The organism is Pantoea sp. V106_11 (assembly GCF_029967885.1).
GTDB classification, from domain to species: Bacteria; Pseudomonadota; Gammaproteobacteria; order Enterobacterales; family Enterobacteriaceae; genus Pantoea; species Pantoea ananatis.
On record NZ_JASCAK010000022.1, the window covers coordinates 103,526 to 120,379 of the forward strand.

Annotated in this window: 12 protein-coding genes; 8 read left to right on the forward strand and 4 right to left on the reverse strand. The window is 53.4% G+C overall.

The window, feature by feature from the left end; genetic code table 11:
* Positions 1–139: 139 nt before the first annotated feature.
* Positions 140–847, reverse strand: coding sequence for a polyphenol oxidase family protein (locus QLG08_RS05560; RefSeq protein WP_014604941.1), 708 nt, complete (start codon positions 845–847; stop codon positions 140–142).
* Positions 848–955: 108 nt separating this feature from the next.
* Here QLG08_RS05560 and QLG08_RS05565 point away from each other — a divergent pair, with 108 nt between their 5' ends.
* The 4 genes from QLG08_RS05565 to QLG08_RS05580 all read left to right on the forward strand — a co-directional run bounded on the left by QLG08_RS05565 (position 956) and on the right by QLG08_RS05580 (position 6,128).
* Positions 956–1,765: a 5'-nucleotidase, lipoprotein e(P4) family gene (locus QLG08_RS05565; protein WP_013027315.1), complete on the forward strand. Its 810-nt coding sequence runs from the start codon at positions 956–958 to the stop codon at positions 1,763–1,765.
* A 572-nt stretch (positions 1,766–2,337) separates the two neighbouring features.
* A complete protein-coding gene (locus QLG08_RS05570) occupies positions 2,338–2,970 on the forward strand; it encodes a carbonic anhydrase (protein ID WP_014604942.1) in 633 nt (210 codons plus the stop codon).
* Positions 2,967–4,442: a SulP family inorganic anion transporter gene (locus QLG08_RS05575; protein ID WP_282472831.1), complete on the forward strand. Its 1,476-nt coding sequence runs from the start codon at positions 2,967–2,969 to the stop codon at positions 4,440–4,442. The genes QLG08_RS05570 and QLG08_RS05575 overlap by 4 nt, the downstream gene beginning before the upstream one ends.
* A 261-nt stretch (positions 4,443–4,703) precedes the next feature.
* Entirely contained in the window at positions 4,704–6,128 is a 1,425-nt protein-coding gene (locus QLG08_RS05580) for a GGDEF domain-containing protein (protein ID WP_014604943.1), read from the forward strand.
* Between the two features lie 18 nt (positions 6,129–6,146).
* On the opposite strand, the gene ddlA is transcribed toward QLG08_RS05580, so the two are convergent.
* Together ddlA and iraP are read right to left on the reverse strand one after the other, a co-directional pair.
* Complete coding sequence (gene ddlA, locus QLG08_RS05585) at positions 6,147–7,244, reverse strand: D-alanine--D-alanine ligase (RefSeq protein ID WP_019104881.1); 1,098 nt, start codon at positions 7,242–7,244, stop codon at positions 6,147–6,149.
* 98 nt (positions 7,245–7,342) lie between these two features.
* The gene (iraP, locus tag QLG08_RS05590) at positions 7,343–7,696 is read right to left on the reverse strand and encodes an anti-adapter protein IraP (RefSeq protein ID WP_022622436.1); all 354 of its coding nucleotides are present in this window, start codon (positions 7,694–7,696) and stop codon (positions 7,343–7,345) included.
* A gap of 364 nt (positions 7,697–8,060) precedes the next feature.
* On the opposite strand from iraP, the gene QLG08_RS05595 reads away from it, so the two are divergent.
* Positions 8,061–9,638: a sensor domain-containing diguanylate cyclase gene (locus QLG08_RS05595; RefSeq protein WP_014604944.1), complete on the forward strand. Its 1,578-nt coding sequence runs from the start codon at positions 8,061–8,063 to the stop codon at positions 9,636–9,638.
* 16 nt (positions 9,639–9,654) lie between these two features.
* Here QLG08_RS05595 and QLG08_RS05600 read toward each other — a convergent pair whose 3' ends face one another.
* Complete coding sequence (locus tag QLG08_RS05600) at positions 9,655–11,436, reverse strand: GGDEF and EAL domain-containing protein (RefSeq protein WP_014604945.1); 1,782 nt, start codon at positions 11,434–11,436, stop codon at positions 9,655–9,657.
* Positions 11,437–11,776: 340 nt separating this feature from the next.
* On the opposite strand from QLG08_RS05600, the gene QLG08_RS05605 reads away from it, so the two are divergent.
* From QLG08_RS05605 to QLG08_RS05615, 3 genes are all read left to right on the forward strand, one after another.
* Complete coding sequence (locus QLG08_RS05605) at positions 11,777–13,240, forward strand: methyl-accepting chemotaxis protein (RefSeq protein ID WP_110015320.1); 1,464 nt, start codon at positions 11,777–11,779, stop codon at positions 13,238–13,240.
* A 422-nt stretch (positions 13,241–13,662) separates the two neighbouring features.
* Positions 13,663–13,902, forward strand: coding sequence for a hypothetical protein (locus QLG08_RS05610; protein WP_014604946.1), 240 nt, complete (start codon positions 13,663–13,665; stop codon positions 13,900–13,902).
* Positions 13,903–14,147: 245 nt separating this feature from the next.
* Positions 14,148–16,313, forward strand: coding sequence for an EAL domain-containing protein (locus QLG08_RS05615; RefSeq protein ID WP_072138329.1), 2,166 nt, complete (start codon positions 14,148–14,150; stop codon positions 16,311–16,313).
* The last annotated feature ends 541 nt before the right edge of the window (positions 16,314–16,854 follow it).

Sequence of the window (16,854 nt, forward strand, 5' to 3'; positions counted from 1 at the left end):
GGATGAGTTAGCTTCAACCATTTCTATGTTAAAAAAAAGTGAAATGGCATCAGGGTGTGAGAAACATCATAAAAGCGTCACTACCCGGCGCGGCTGTCCGCCCCTTAAACACGCCGCAAAAGAGCAGACTCAGTGGAATTCAGCGGCGGCGAATCCAGGAATAGCGCGAACGATAGCCGCTGCCGTGATGGGTATTGAAACGGTAGCTGGAGCCAGATTCGGTGGCGCAGTAAGTACACAGAGGAATCAGGTCGATTTGTGCTGCCGGTATGCCTGTATTGACCAGCATCTGCTTAGCCAGCTGCGGTAAATCGAACCAGATGCCTGCCTGGGTGGCAACGGCCTGGGGGCGCAGTGCGTACGGATTACGAGGCTGCTGCTCGTGATAGCGCAGCGGCAGGGGGATACCTGGCAACCGCTCAATATCTGCCAGGCGTTGCCGATCAAGCTCAAAACAGCAGGGCGCCAGCGCCGGGCCAATCGCCACGGTCAGGCTCTGGGGCGTTGCGCCGCGTTCACAGAGTTGCTCCACGGCGCGGTACAGCACCCCGGCCAGCGTGCCCTGCAGGCCGGCATGCACGGCGGCCACCTGTCTCTCTTGCCGGTCGGCAAACAATACGGGTAAACAGTCGGCCGTGTACACGGCGACGGGGCGGTGTCCGGTGGCAATCACGCCATCTGCATCACAGCTTTTAGGGGGGAAATTATGGATATCGGTGACGACCACGGCGCTGTGGCGCTGATGACCATAGGCCGCATCCTCGGGCGGCGGCTCACCTGCGGGCTGAAAAGCGTAATCGACCCAGTCGAGTGCATCAAGTAATGGCGAACGCGGCATGGCGGACATCCTCTTCTCCTGTCAGGTCAGCGTGCAATCTGCTGCCCTCAGCTTACGTTAACTGCTACATTTTTGAAGCGTTACCCACTCAAATCTTTCACACCTTAGGATGAAACGATGAAAAATTCAGTGAATGTCGCGCTGTCAGCCATGGTTGTGCTGGCGCTGGCGGGCTGTGCGCAACCTGCCCGGCAGCAGGCACAGCAGCAACTGGGGCAGCAATCGGTGCTGGCGTTAGACTGGTTCCAGCAGTCCGGCGAATATCAGGCGCTCAGCTGGCAGGCATTTAACAGCGCCCGTCTGGCCTTTGATCAATCGGCTTCGCTGACCGGCAAGCCTAAAGCGGTCATCGTCGATTTAGATGAAACCATGCTCGATAACAGCGCCTACAGTGCCTGGCAGGCAAAAAATGGACAGCCTTTCAGCGATAAAACCTGGTCAGCCTGGACCCAGGCGCGTCAGGCCAGAGCCGTTCCCGGCGCGGTGGAGTTTGCCCGTTATGTCAACAGCCATGGCGGCACCGTATTCTATGTCTCCAACCGCGATCAGAAAGATTACGCTGCGACGGTGGCTAACCTTGAACAGCTTGGTTTTAGCGGCGTGAGCGAAAAAACGGTGAGCCTGAAAACGGACTCATCAAACAAACAGGCACGTTTCGATGCAATCAAAAATGCGGGCTACAACGTGGTGTTGTATATCGGTGACAACCTGAACGATTTTGGTGGGGCAACCTGGCATCAGGGGAATGCACAGCGCCAGGCGTTTGTTGAGCGTAACCATGCACAGTTTGGTACACAGTTCATTGTGTTGCCGAACCCGCTCTACGGCGACTGGGAGAGCGGGATGGCCGAGAATTACAATAAACTGACGCCTGAACAGCAGCTCTCCGTCCGTGAAGCGCGTCTGAGGGCCTGGAACGGTAAATAATGTGTCAATACAGAGAGCCTGCAATGAGTAGGCTCTTTTTACATCGCTGTGGGCATTTACTTACTGTCGTCACTATTCTCATGCAAATTAAATTAACCATCTCTTGCTTTAATATTCCCTTTAACAAAGTTCATTTAACTGCCTAATTCGAATAAAGGCGGTGGATTGTGCTATTCATAAATTCTGCATTTAAGAGTAATCCTGGTCTGATGCGCGACCTCTGTTTTTTTTCATTCTCGCCCGGAAAGCGTTTTGTATTTATTTGTCAGTTTTGCTTTTCCTGATAAATATTTAACTAAATGATTTTAATGATAAATAATTAAAGTAACTAGATGTCTCAGTGGTATGACCTCTTAATTTTATTTACGTAACCATGACGTTTGTTGAATAAGTGCTTACATAAAACGCCCTGTTTTTCTGGGCTGAAATATTCCGTGTGCATTGATAATGATAAGCAGCTATAACCTTTTAATGTGATGAGCTTCAGGTTTCGTAACCCATTCGCGGATATTAAGTGAGCGGGTTCACTCCGTGGTCAGCCAGAACGTCCTGTTCCCGGTCGTAGAGAGAAGATGATTGTGACGACACTTAAACCCTTATTAGCGAAAAATCGCAGTTGGGCACTTCAGCGCCGCCAGCGTAACCCCGCCTATTTTGAAAAATCCTTATATCAGCAAAAACCGCATTCATTATGGATAGGCTGTTCAGACAGTCGGGTACCGGCGGAGGTATTAACGGGATCGCATCCCGGTGAACTGTTTGTTCACCGTAATATCGCCAATATGGTCGTGGCAGAGGACGATAACCTGCTAAGCGTGCTGCAATATGCCGTTTTTTACCTTGGGGTAAAGCGAATCGTGCTGAGCGGTCACTACGGCTGCGGAGGCGTTCAGGCGGCCTTATCGCTGCCCGACAGCCCGCTGGCCACTGAGGATTCGGCACTGGCACGGCGTATTACTTTTCTGCGGCGTGGGTTAGCGAGTCATCTTCACAGCGAAGCCAGGCAGGAGACGGAAAGCGAGAAACTGAATCGTCTGGTTGAGGCCAATGTTTTGGTGCAGTTTGCCAATCTGGTGGCGGCCGAACCGGTACGGCAGGCCTGGCAGTCTGGTCAGGAACTGGACGTGTTTGGCTGTGTTTACGACCTGCAATCGGGTCATCTTAAAGAGTTGATTCAGCAATCTGCAGAGGAGTCTTCACCATGAATTTGGATACATTACGCCGCGATGTGCCGGCAGGGCTGGTTGTGTTTCTGGTCGCACTGCCGCTCTGCCTGGGCATCGCACAGGCCAGCGGACTACCGCCGTTTGCCGGTTTATTGACGGGGGTGATTGGCGGGATACTCGTGACCTCCCTGAGCCCTTCACGTTTTGCGGTCAGCGGACCGGCCGCGGGCCTGGTGACCATCGTCGTGGCCTCTATGGCGACGCTGGGCAGCTTCTCCGCGTTTCTGACCGCCCTGATTATCGCCGGGGTGCTGCAATGTCTGTTTGGCCTGTTACGCGCCGGGCGTTTCATCGCCCTGGTGCCCGGCAGCGTCATCAAGGGCATGCTGGCGGCGATTGGGTTGCTGCTGATTATGCAGCAGATACCGGTCGCGCTGGGCGCGGGCGGCAGCGTGAAGTTAGTGTCGCTGGTCAACGGGGAAATGACATTCTCGCTGTCCGCCCTGCTGGTTTCTTTAGTGGGCTTGTTCATTCTGTTTGTATGGACAACCGGACCCATTAAACGAATCAAGGCACTGGCATGGATACCTGGCCCCTTGTTCGCCGTGCTGTTTGGCTGTGTGGTGACCGTTGCAGGCGCGCGACTGTTCCCTGAACTCACCGGTGCCTTACCGCGCATTTCACTGCCCGCTTTTGACAGCGTTTCCGCGATGATGGCGGAGCTGGAAACCCCGGACTGGATGGCATGGAAAAATCCACAGGTCTGGGTCGTGGCCCTGACCCTGGCGCTGGTGGCGAGTCTGGAAACGTTGTTAAGCCAGGAAGCCCTGAAAAAGCTGCGGCCGCAAACCCCAGCGCCGTCACCCAACAGAGAAATGTTTGCCCAGGGCATAGGTAACCTGACGGCCGGCTTCCTTGGTGCTATGCCCATTACGGCGGTGATCGTACGGAGTTCGGCTAACGTCAACGCTGGCGCACAAACTAAACTGTCCATTTTGCTGCATGGCGTCATGCTGCTGATTTGCGGAATGTGGTTCAGTGAAATGCTGAATGCTATCCCGCTCGCCAGCCTCGCGGCGGTGCTGCTGTACACCGGCTACAAGCTGGCCGCACCCCGTCTGTTTATTGAGCAGTTCCGCATGGGCGCGCAACAGTACGTACCGTTCCTGGCCACGATTATCGGGATTATTACGCTGGGGATGCTGGTCGGTATCGGTATCGGTATTGCCACCCAGATCCTTTACAGCATCTGCAAGAGCCACCGTAACGCATTGCAGCTTACACGTTATGACGACCACTACGTTTTACGTTTCCAGCAAAATCTGACGTTTATGCACAATCCTAAACTGCAGGGGCTGCTTGATAAAATACCCGAAAATAGCGTGGTAATCGTCGATAACGATAATGCAGAATACATCGATCCGGACGTCAAAGCCGTCCTGAAGGATTTTGGTGAGAATGCGGATAAGCGGGGAATCCGTCTGAGTCAATGGCCGGTGGCGGTGAAATAACCGTTCAGACCAAAACAGTCAGACAAAACGTGAAAAATCGGATATCTCGGATATCCGATTTTTTTATTTGTAAGACATAATGAATGGGGATCTCTGCGTGCATGCTTATACCCAGTAACGGGCTTCAAATCGCTAACGTTCGTTCATTTAAGGGTGCTTTTCTTTGAATGGCGCAGACAAGATTCAGGGTTAAATAATCATAACGCCATATACCCCGTAAGCGGCGTGATGGTAAGCCTCTTTGTGACAAGGTCCAGACGTATGCGCGTTAAGCTGTTTGAAGAGCACAATGCTAAAAAAAGTGCCCTCTGGCTGTTTATGATTACTCTGATGTTCTGTTTTGTCGGCGGACATCTGCGTATTCCCCATGACTTATCCCTGTTCTGGCCGGTTAACGCCTTTATTGCCGGTATGATGCTGCGCTATCCCTTTCTTCATCGCACCCGTTTTTATCTTGTTTGTTTCAGCGCCATGGTATTTAACGACGCGGTGTTTTCAGGCTGGACCTTACCGGCGTTCACACTGAACGTTGCCAATATTCTGTTTATCCTGATTTGCGTCGTGGTGATGGGGCGGCAGTATCAGCACGACTCCAGCAGCGAGCGTATCGCTAACGCCATGCGCATTTTTCCGGCTTGCCTGCTGGCGGCGTTCGGTTGCGCCACCTGGGGCGGCCTGGCGCAGGTCGGCAGCATAAATGCCGAATTTGCCGATGCGTGGATGAACTGGTTCAGCGAGCAGTTTTCGACCGGACTCATGCTGCTGCCGTTTCTGTTAACCTCAAGCTGGCGCGTGAGGATTTCAGCCCGGCGGCTGCAGATGGGCAAAATTGTCCCGTTAATTGCCGTCGTGCTGTCACTGGTCGCCGGGGCGTTAATGGGCGGGGCGGGCAGCCTTACCTTACCGGTGCCAGCCCTGATCTGGTGTGCCATCGTGTTGCCTGTGCCGCTGACCAGCCTGATCACCCTGATAACCGGGATTAGCCAAATTATTTTGGTTTCTCACGGTGTGATGAATATTCAGGGCGATAACAGTCTGCTGCCCATCAGCCATCTGACCTCAGCGCGCCTCGGCGTAGCCACGATCGCCCTGAGTCCGTTAATTGTGGCAGTAAGCATGGATGCGATTCGCCAGCTCAATGAACGTCTGGCGCTACGTGCGGACTACGATTTTCTGACCCAGCTCCTGTCGCGTTCGGGGCTGTATGAACATCTCCGCAATGAAGCCTGTTCTGAGCAACGTCAGGTTGGGGTGATCCTGCTGGATGTGGACTACTTTAAATCGGTCAATGACAATTTTGGCCATGATGCGGGCGACAGGGTACTGGAAGAGATCGCGCGGCGCATTTCGCCGCTGGTGGGCAACCACGGCCATATCTGCCGCTTTGGCGGAGAGGAGTTTGTGATTGTGCAGTTCGACCTCTCGCCGGAAATGATTTATTCACTGGCTGAAGGCATTCGTCAGAGCATCGTTAAAGAGAAATTCTTACTGCATGGCAACGCGGTCACCGTCACCGTCAGCCTGGGGCTGGCATACGGCCAGGCGCAACCCGGTGTGGAGTGGGCCGAAACGGTTAATCGTTTGATCTCTGCCGCGGATAAAAACCTTTATATCTCTAAGCGAAACGGCCGCAATCAGACCTCACCCGGCAATGCGCGCAGTGAGATGACCAGCGACGTTGCCTGAGCAGGCCGCTGGTGGCGATTAATTAACGCTGGTTTTGAGCGACGCGTTCTGTTGATGACGTTCAAGTGCCAGCTCAATCAGGCGGGTAATCAGATCCTGATAGCTCAGACCTGCCGCCTGCCACAGCTTAGGATACATGCTGATGTTGGTGAAGCCGGGTAAGGTATTCACCTCATTCACGATAATCTCACCGTCTTCGGTATAGAACACGTCAACACGGGCCAGACCAAAACAGGACAGCGCGGTGAAGGCGGTGAGCGCCACCTCACGAATCGCCTCATCGACAGCCGCAGGAATGTCCGCCGGAATCACCGTGTGTGCGCCGGTTTCGCTAATGTACTTGGTGTCATAGGAATAAAAGGCATCGCTCACCACGACTTCGCCGCAGGGGCTGGCCTCTGGGTAATCGTTGCCCAGCACGGCGCACTCGATCTCGCGACCTTTAATCCCTTTTTCAATCAGAACCTTATTGTCAAACCTAAACGCCAGCTCCAGCGCCGCACGAAACGCTGCAGCGGTGGTGACCTTACTGACGCCAACGGACGATCCCTGATTCGCTGGCTTGATAAAAAGCGGGAGTCCAAAGCGTGCGATAACGGCTTCGATGTCCAGATTGTTCATCTGCGCCTGCGTCACGCTCAGCCAGGGGGCAACCTTTAAACCGGCATCCCGCAGCAGGCGTTTTGTGACGTCTTTATCCATGCTGACGGCAGAGCCCAGCACGTCCGAGCCAACGAAGGGGAGCGAAGCCATGCGCAGCAAACCCTGCAGGGAACCGTCTTCGCCTTGCGTGCCGTGAACCACGGGAAAAATCACGTCGAGCTGCGACAGCGGATGGGCGTCCTTTCGGTCAATGATCTGGTTTTGGGGTTCGCCGGGGATGAGTGCGACCTGTTTTGCCGTGCGGTTCAAGGCAATCAGCGACGGATTTTCCGCATTCAGCAGAAAGTTTGAGGCATCATTAAGATGCCACTGGCCTTGCTTATCAATCCCCAGCAGCACAACCTCAAACCGGGTTTTATCAATCGCATCAACAATATTCTTAGCCGACTGCAATGACACTTCATGCTCAGAGGATTTGCCACCGAACACGATGCCAACTCGCTGTTTTTTCATCGAACCTTATCCACGTACAGGCAAATAAATACCCTACCACAGGCGTGACGATAAAAGACAGACAGACGCGCTTAACGCATCGCCCTCAGAGGCGATGGCTAGCAGTCGGTAATTTTTTCATTACCGGAGACGGAGGGAAGCGATTTTTGAGGAACGCTTTTCAGAAACTCTTTTGACTCCTCATCCACCAGCCGGGTCAGCGTTAACTGCTCCTGAAATTTGGTCAGCAGAAGCTCCGCATCGGATTTAATCAGGCCGTCAGAGGACTCCAGAACCGTATTGATGGCCTGACTGATCGCTGAAATCAGCTCTTCGACACCGCCGCTTTTGCCCACGGTCAGCGTCAACGCGCTGAGCAACAGCGACTGCGCTTCTGTCTGAGCAACCAGTTCTTTCGTTTCAGCATCCATTTTTGAAATTTTGGCCAGCATGCTAAGAACAGCGCTTTTCATCATGGTCTTCCTCAGAGTCTGTGTAGGTGTTGAACATTATTAGCGCAGAGAAAAGCACAGGCAACCGTGCCGTGATCGGATGATTCCGCTTATCACGAAAGGCTTTGCGCCGCCGCCAGAGGCGTTATCCGGCTGGAATGCCTGGCAAGGGTAAACCCAAAAACGCCCGGGTAACCGCTGGCCCAGATTACACCTTCACGGCGCCTAAATGCTGCACAACGCAAAAAAAAGAGTATCAGGCTGCTTTTACAGCAATGCGTAACGTCATTCAGTATGAAAGACAAGTAAACAGGCGTTTATTCTCGCGTTTGTCTGGCGCTGCGGCGGTTAAAATTTGACTAACTCATCCTCAGCGCAACCCAATATGTATCGCAGAAAAATACATCTACGAACGCTCCTTACCGCGTTATCCATTGGAAGCGTCATACTGACTTCAGGTCTGCTGTTGGGCGCGCTGTTTATTTTTCAAAAGAGCAATATTGAAGAGTCGTTGTTAGACAGTAACATCGCCTACGCGCGCAAGCTGGCGGATACGACCGATCATTACCTGACCATTGCTCAGCGCGAACTGGCCTGGAGTGCTAATCAGATCACCGATCTCAACGATCTGAACAGGCTGCATCGCGAAACCACGCGTTTACTGCAGCAGTCCGGCTTTTTTAATTCGGTCGCTGTTGTTGACCGTCATGCCGTTATCGCTTCCGTTTCGCCTGAAAGCCTCAGCCTCGTGGGCGTGAAAGTAGACACTCCGCAGACAGAGCAGGCTATTACGTTCCGTAAGCCCTTTATTTCCTCGCCTTTCAACTCCCCTTCAGGCAATTACGTCGTGCTGCTGTCACAGCCCCTGTTTGCAGCGGATGGACGTTATCTTGGTTTTATCTGTGGAACCATCTACCTGAAGAAACAGAGCATGTTGAGTGACGTGCTGAGCCAGCATTATTACGGGGATGGCACCTCGGTGAGTATTGTCAGCGATGACGGCTCCGTTATTTTCAGTCACGATCCAGCCCAGGTTGGCAAACGCATGGCGCTAAGCCCACAGTTGCAAAAGCGGCTGGCCTCAACCACGAGTGGTCAGTTAATGATTCAGGAGGAGGGCAAAAAATACCTCATCGGCTATGCCAGCCTGCAAAAAACCGACTGGAATATTTTTATGTCAGGCACCTCAGAAACCGTGGGTAGCCTGATGGCGCACACGGCCAGGAGCGCGTTCTGGTTTATCCTCGGTGTTATCGTGCTCACCGCAACCTGTATGGCCTTTCTGGCGACGCGCATCTCTTATCCGCTGGAAAAACTGGCCGGAATGGTGCGCGATGGTGGTAGCGATGCCAGCCCGGAGCTGCTCTCATCGGTTAACACCTGGTATAACGAAGCGGACAGGTTGAGAGAGGCGGTTCAGCAGCATCGTCGGGCGGTCGCCGGGCACGTTGCCGACCTGAATGATAAAGCCATGACCGATCCGCTGACCGGACTGAATAACCGGCGCGGCTTTTATATTCAGGCGGCGCAGCACAGCGAAGAGCCTGTGCAAAGCGCCATCGCTATTGATATCGATCACTTCAAAAAGATCAACGATCGCTACGGGCATGATGCGGGAGACGAGGTTCTGGTAAGCCTGGCAGGGTTGTTGCGTAAGCGATGCCGCACGCTGGATGTGATAAGCCGTTTTGGGGGGGAGGAGTTTATTTTGCTGCTTCCCGGTACGGCACTGAACGACGCGGCCGCGATGGCGGAACGCATCCGTGAAGCCGTCAGCAAAACGTCATTTCCGTTTATCAGTGCGATGACTGTCTCTCTCGGCGTCGCGACGCTAAGTGAAACGGAGGACAAAGACGCCCTGTTAAGACGGGCAGACGAAGCGTTGTATGCGGCCAAAGGGGATGGCCGTAATCGGGTGATGATAAGCCACGAGGGCGCGATCTCTCGCTATCCGGCCGGATAAGCCTGCGCGCCGTGTATCAGCACATCTCACGCAGTTTCCAGTGCAGCCAGTGATCCAGTTCACTGTCTGCCAGCGGCCGGGAGTAGAAAAAGCCCTGCGCCTGGTCACAACCATATTCTGTTAATGCCTCGACGGTATCGACGCATTCTACGCCTTCAGCCAGCACGACATAATCCAGCTCTTTCAGCATGGCGATGATGTTGCGGGCGATGATGCGTGACGCCGTATCTGACGACAGCTCACTGATCAACGACCTGTCCAGTTTAATCACGTCCAGCGGCATACGGCGAAGATAGCTGATATTGCTGTAGCCGGTGCCAAAATCATCAAGAGAAATACCGAAGCCGCGCAGTTTAAGCATTTCAAGTCCGCGCATGGCGGAAGGGCTTTCCACAATGCGCTCTGTTTCCAGGCACTCAATTCCCAACAGCGACGTGGGAAGTTTCGCCTTTAACATTCTCTCTTCCAGCACGTCCGCAAAGCCATCAATCGAGAAATCACGCTCACTAACGTTAATCGTGATCGGCAACTGGATACAGCTATTGCGCAGACGTTTCAGGCGTGTAATCACGTTGTCTATGACCCAGGTGGTCAGGCTCGTGAGTATCTCTGTCTGCTCGGCCAGCGGAATAAATGAGGCAGGGGAGAGTTCACCGTGTACGGGATGGCGCCAGCGAATCAGCGCCTCCAGCCCAATAGGCTTGCCGCTTTGTAAGCAAATTTTGGGTTGGTAAACCAAATACAGGCCGCTATTTTCCCGCAACGCCCTTGCCAGATCGTTTACCAGGGTGAAGTCCTGGGTACGTTTGTTGTCGGTGGCCTCGCTAAAGCGTAAAGAGGGCAATCCCCGATCGATGGCTTCATGCAAGGCACTGACTGCCTGACGCAGCGTTTCGTGAGGGGGGAAAATGCCGGAGACAAAATCGACTTCACCGGTGTGTGTACTCAGCCCCACCGAGAGGCCTTCACCCAAATCCGCACTGATGCCCGCCATCTGGCAGGCCACCCAGTTAGCACTGATGCGGCTGTCCGCCCGGGTCAGCACGGCAAAACGTCCAGTCGCCACGGTGTAAAGAATATCGCTGGGTGCAGGACGCAGGCGTAAAGGCAGCAGTGTCGCAACATCTTTAAGCAGGCTTTCGACCGGGGCCATGCCCATTGAACGGGCCAGTTCATAGGCACGGGGCATATCTATACAGTCAATCAGGACCAGGCGACGCAGCGTGGTGTCACCGGCAGCCGCCAGATAATGCATGTCGCGGATCAGGCGCTGACGATTTGGCAGATTCGTCACCGGATCGATAAATCCTGCAGAATGCCACGCTTCCAGAAATGACATCACCAGTGATGACAGCAGTGTCAGCGTCGTGATTTGTGCCGGGGTGAAAGGATGCGGCTGAATATCGGTCACACACAGCGTGCCCAGATTAATGCCATCGCGGTTTTTAAGCGGTACGCCCGCATAAAAACGAATAAAGGGGGCACCAATGATCAGCGGATGTGCCGCGAACCGGTTGTCCAGAAACGTGTCTGGCACCACCACCGCAGCATCGCTGTCTACCGCGTAGCGGCAAAGGGAGTCCTCGCGGGAGGAGCGCTCCAGCTTGAAGTTGTGTGAGGCACGAATGTACTGGAATTCGTCATCAATGACCGAAATAAAGCTTCCGGGAATATTCAGCGCCTGACTGGCAAGCCTGACGAATTTTCTCAGCACATCATCCCGACTTTCATCGGGGTAGCGAAGGGCCTCAAGGGCACGCGTGCGGCGTTCATGATCGCCGTCGAGATTCATAAGCATGTGTGTCCTCCGCTCCGGATTGCTCACGGCGCGAAATTAAAAAGAAAAAATGTCGAATAAAAACACCGGAATGAGGCCGGACTCGGCGAAAGGAAAATAAAAAATAGTTTTTTTCTCGGTAAATAATAGGCGCGTTCTGGTTTTATGTCTCTTTTTATTTTCTTTAATGAATTTATTAGTTATCGACGATGCATACATTTAATCAATTTTTGATTTTTATTTTTTCAATAACGCTGCCACAATACTCAGATAAGAGTAGCGCGCTATTGTTTTGCTCGCAACTATTAGCCGTGAATATTTTATTTTAGCTTTTTTTACGTCGCCACACCGGGGAAATACCATGAATATTCTAAAAAATTTTACAATCAGACGCGTTGTCCTCTGGATCCTTATCGCTGCTGTCATGATTATCGCGTTAGCAGGCGCATATGGATCGTTCATCATCAATGAAATCGACCATCAGGCCAGCCGCAGTAACAGCCTGACTCAGCAGCTGGTTTTTCTTAATCGCGCCAGCTTGCAGGTGCAGGCTAACGCAACGGCTACGCATGCAGACATCGCCGCCCAGGCACCGGCAGAGGCTGACTGGCAGCGGTATCGTACCGCACTCACCAGCGCGCCTCAGGATTATCCCGCAGCGGCTCAGGAACGGCTTACGGCACTTGAACAGCAGCTTTCCGCTGATCAGGCACCGCTGCGCAATGAGCATCAGAAGCTGGTCGATCTCTTTCTGGTGACGCTGGCCGCCGTCACCGCGCTGCTGCTCTTTTGCGACCGTTATCTGGTGGTGCACCTGGTGCGACCGGTCGCGAAACTGCGCGCTCACTTCCGCGTGATTGCCGAAGGTGATCTGACCCGTGAACCCGAAGATCTTGGCAGGAATTGTGTCGGGCAAATGGTTCCTTTATTAAAAGAAATGCAACAAAGTTTGTTAAATACCGTTCTGGCTATTCGCGATAACGCCTCTGTTTTGAACTTTGAAGCGGGAGATATTGCGAAAGGGAATGCTGACCTGTCGAACCGAACGGCCACCCAGGCAGCGGCGCTGGAGGAGACGGCTGCCAGCATGGAGCAACTGACGGCCACCGTTCGGCACAATGCTGAAAACAGTCGTGAAGCGCGTGAGCTGGCAGGTATAACAGCCCAGACAACGCAGAAAGGCGAGCAGCTGGTTAAAACGGTAGTGACCGCGATGACGGGACTTGCCGTGGGGGCTGAAAAAATCCGCCAGTTTACTGCCACTATTAATGGCATCGCGTTCCAGACCAACATTTTGGCCCTCAACGCCGCGGTTGAGGCCGCACGTGCCGGGGAACAGGGGCGTGGCTTTGCGGTTGTTGCCAGCGAAGTTCGGTCGCTGGCCCAGCGCAGTGCCGAAGCGGCGAAAGAGATAGAAGGGCTGATTGCGGACACGGTCGCGCGCATTGGTGAAGGGCGCGGAGCAGCCGACAGCGCCGGCAGCACGATGGAAGAGGTCCTGCAGAGCGTGAGCAGCGTTAACGAGCTGATTAGCCAGATAGCGCTGGCATCCGAAGAGCAAAGCAAGGGCCTTTCTCAGGTGACGATCGCCGTTGCCGAGATTGACCGTGTGACGCAGCAAAACAGCACGCTGGTTCATAAGATATCGGCTTCAGCAGAGAGCATGAATAATCAGACGGAAACGCTGACCAGCGTGATCACGCGGTTTACGCTACCCGCGACGTCCCCAGCTCAGTTTTCCCCAGTCACGCCAGCACCGGCGAAGCGTCACATCGTCTCTGCACCGACCAAAGATGATGATGCGTGGGTCGCGTTTGGCCGTTAATTCGTGCCTGTCTCATAAGATATTAAGGGACTGGGAACAACCTGATACCTTATAAACGCGCTAACCTGCCGCGATGCCTTTTAAAACCCCGTATTGGATGCGGGGTTTTTTGTTTGCATTAAATAGAGCATTCCGTGATAAATATTTACTTACATAATAACAACACAGAATAAAAACCAAAATTTTGAGCCAGTTAAATATAAAGGCGTTTCGCTTAATCAAAATAAGCCGGGCTGAACTGACCCTCCTTTTAGAGATAAATAATCCCTACAGACGAGCTGCCCCCTGTTTGACATTTCAACAGATAAGATTAAAAATCCTTATGAAATGTGTGCTGCAACGGTTGCAGACAGATGTGTCAGCGGACACCGAAGGGATCGGCTGACGACCTGTTACCCTACTTTATCCACAGGGAGCCTGGTTTGGGAAATTCAATCGTCCGACGGCCCGTTACCGTCCAGAATAACGTGCGTGAACTGCGGATTGCCGCTGGCCTGTCGCAGGAAGGGGCTGCCGAACGCTTCGACCTGAGTTTGCGGGCATGGCAAACCAAAGAGGCCACCGCCAAGGTCGCCCTGCTGAGTCAGGGGGAGTATGAGCTTCTGCTGCTGCTTGCAGGGCGCCATCCCCATTACGAACTGGTGCCGCAACAGAAAAAATGACGATTTTTACCCTTTGAAAGCGTAAACACGGTTTTAGCTATGAAGTTCGCTCCTGAACGGACGATAATTGCAACATCGGGCACTATGTAAGAGTAGATGTCGTTATCAGTACAGGTTTCTGATCTCAGACATTATGCTGTACAGGCGGACCTATGTTGCGGCTTCAGGTTGATGTGTAGTGCGTTACCTGGTTCTGTCTGATTGCAGGCGTCCTCTTTTTACTGTGAGATGCCCGGCCACAGTATATGACCTCAGGAGGACAAACTCTGAAGCACTCAACTGAAAGCGGCTGTGAAGTCGCACGCTTGCGTGCGCTTGCCCAGTACCATCTGATGGATACGCCGCCCAATGAAGCCTTTGATCGACTGACTATCCTGGCGGCCAGACTGTTCAGCGTGCCGGTCGCATTTGTGTCGCTGATTGATGAAAAACGGCAGTTTTTTAAGTCGCGTTATGGTTTGCAAATCACAGAAACCTCGCGAAGCGTCGCGTTCTGCCACCACACGCTCGAAAGTGACGATATCCTTTGCGTTCCCAATGCGCTCGACGATCCCCGTTTCGCAAACAGCCCGCTGGTGCAGGGTTATCCTTTTATCCGGTTCTATGCGGGTGTGCCGCTGATTACGCCGGACGGGCATCGCATTGGTACGCTCTGTCTGACCGATAATCATCCACGCCCCGCGATGAGTACGACCGACCGTCAGAATCTGACCGATCTTGCCGCACTGGTCATGGATCGCATGGAAGTTCATCGTATGGAGGTGCTGCGTCATGCCAGTCAGCAGCGCCTCGAAGCCATCTCGATAACCTCGCCCGATGCCATTATCTGTACGGATTTGAATCGGGGGATTACCTTCTGGAACCCTGCGGCGACCAACATGTTTGGCTATGATGCTGAAGAGATGGCGGGTAAATACGTTGCCGGACTCATTCCAGAGCGCTGCCAGACGGATTACCGCAATGAGCTTGAGCGCCTTGAACATGAAGAGGCGGCTATCTCAGCGCCGCGTACCTTGCAGATCTGGGGCAAGCGGTGCAATGGGGAAGAGTTTCCGGCGGAAGTCTCTTTTTCCGGCTGGCGGGAGGGCATTGAGCGTTACATCGGTATGATCATTCGGGATGTGACGCTTCGTTACGAGAGCGAAGCCCGTCTGTGCGAGTTGGCCTCACTGGACATGCTGACACGGCTTGCCAGCCGAAGCGCCTTCATGACGCAGCTCAGCAAGCTAACTGAATCAGGCGTACCTTATACGCTGCTGATGACAGATTTAGACAGTTTCAAAGACGTTAACGATACCCGCGGTCATGCGGCTGGTGATGCATTGCTTTGCCATGTGGCTGAGCAAATCCGCGCTGTCTGCACTCAGGCTATCGCCGCCGCTCGTCTGGGGGGCGATGAGTTTATCGTTTTACTGCCCTGCGGTAGCGATGAGGCGATGAAGATTGCCCAGCAACTCACCGCCGCGATTCAGACGCCTTTTCATTACATGGATTCGACTATAGCGGTCGGTGCCAGCACCGGGGTGGCCAGTTTTCCCCATCACGCGACGGATACCTCATCGGTGATGTCAGCAGCCGATCTGGCGTTGTACCGGGCTAAGGCAAGCGGCAAAGGCCAGTCAGTGCTGTTTAAGTCTGAGTTTCGTGAGGCGGAACTGGGGCGGCGTCGGTTTGAACGTGAGCTGGAAGCCGCCGTTCGCCAGCAGCAGTTTGTTCTGCATTATCAACCGCGGTTTGATGCCCAGAATGGCGAGTTAATCGGCTGTGAAGCCCTGGTACGCTGGATGCATCCGGCGCGGGGCCTGCTGTTTCCCGCTGATTTCATCGATATGCTGATTAAAAGCCCTTTGTCCATTACTCTGGGGACGTGGATTGTTCAGTCTGCCGTCAGTCAGGTTAAGCAGTGGCGTGCGCAAAATCTGTCCCTGCGGGTCAGTATTAACCTGTTTCCGCGCCAGCTAATGGAGGCTGGCCTTGAAGAGGTGATCCGTCAGTGTGCCGGCGATGACGCAGGTTTTATCGACCTGGAAGTGGACGAACCCTTGCTGACCAATACTGTGGACATCAAATCGCAGGTTTTAGAAGCCATTCAGGCGACGGGAGCATTATTGATCGTTGATCACTTTGGCCGAAGCCTTGCCTCAATGAGCCTGTTACAACATCGCTGCGTCGCGGGGCTTAAGATTGATAAATCACTGACTCTGCAACTGGAGAAGAGCAACAAAACCCGGCTGTTAATCAACGCTATCGCGTCACTGGCTAAAAATATGGGGATTACGGTGGCCGCCGAGGGCATTGAGAACGACGCACAGCACGCGTTGATTTGCGCGGCTGAATGCGACGTTTTGCAGGGGAATCAGACGGGCTCTCCGGTCAGCGCACCCCGGTTTGAACAACTCTATCTCCGTTGAATTAAGCCTTCGCCGTGTTCCCGCCAGGGATAGCGTTTCACTGTGCCTGGCAAACCCCGTCAGGCACTTATTGACCCTACGCATGACAAAAAAACGGCACCGCAAGGGTGCCGAAGTAAGCAACATGTGGTCAGGACAATCATTGTGATAATCAACTCACATTACCCTTATCGGCTCGCCAGGCAGAACATGGAACCGGCCCGATAAGACTTTGCAAAAATGTGATATGAAGCTTAATTCTTACTGTCAGACGGCACTTATCAGCAAAAAATTAGAGACGTATTTCAGGTACAGAAAAAATTTGTCCAATTTCGACTGGCGACAATTCAGATGGTGAACTAATTTAAAAACGCTGTTTGGAAGTCATTTAGGATTTCCCTGAGAACTCCGGCCCGACCCTTTAACGAGGTGCGGGCATTTTTTTTGTCGGCGTCAGGGGGTTTGCATTTTGTCGTAAAGCGTAAGGGGGGAGCTCGCCCTCCGTAGCGCATCTGAAAACCGCTACTCGCACTGTGCTTTACAGCAGAGCGCAGCGAGGGAG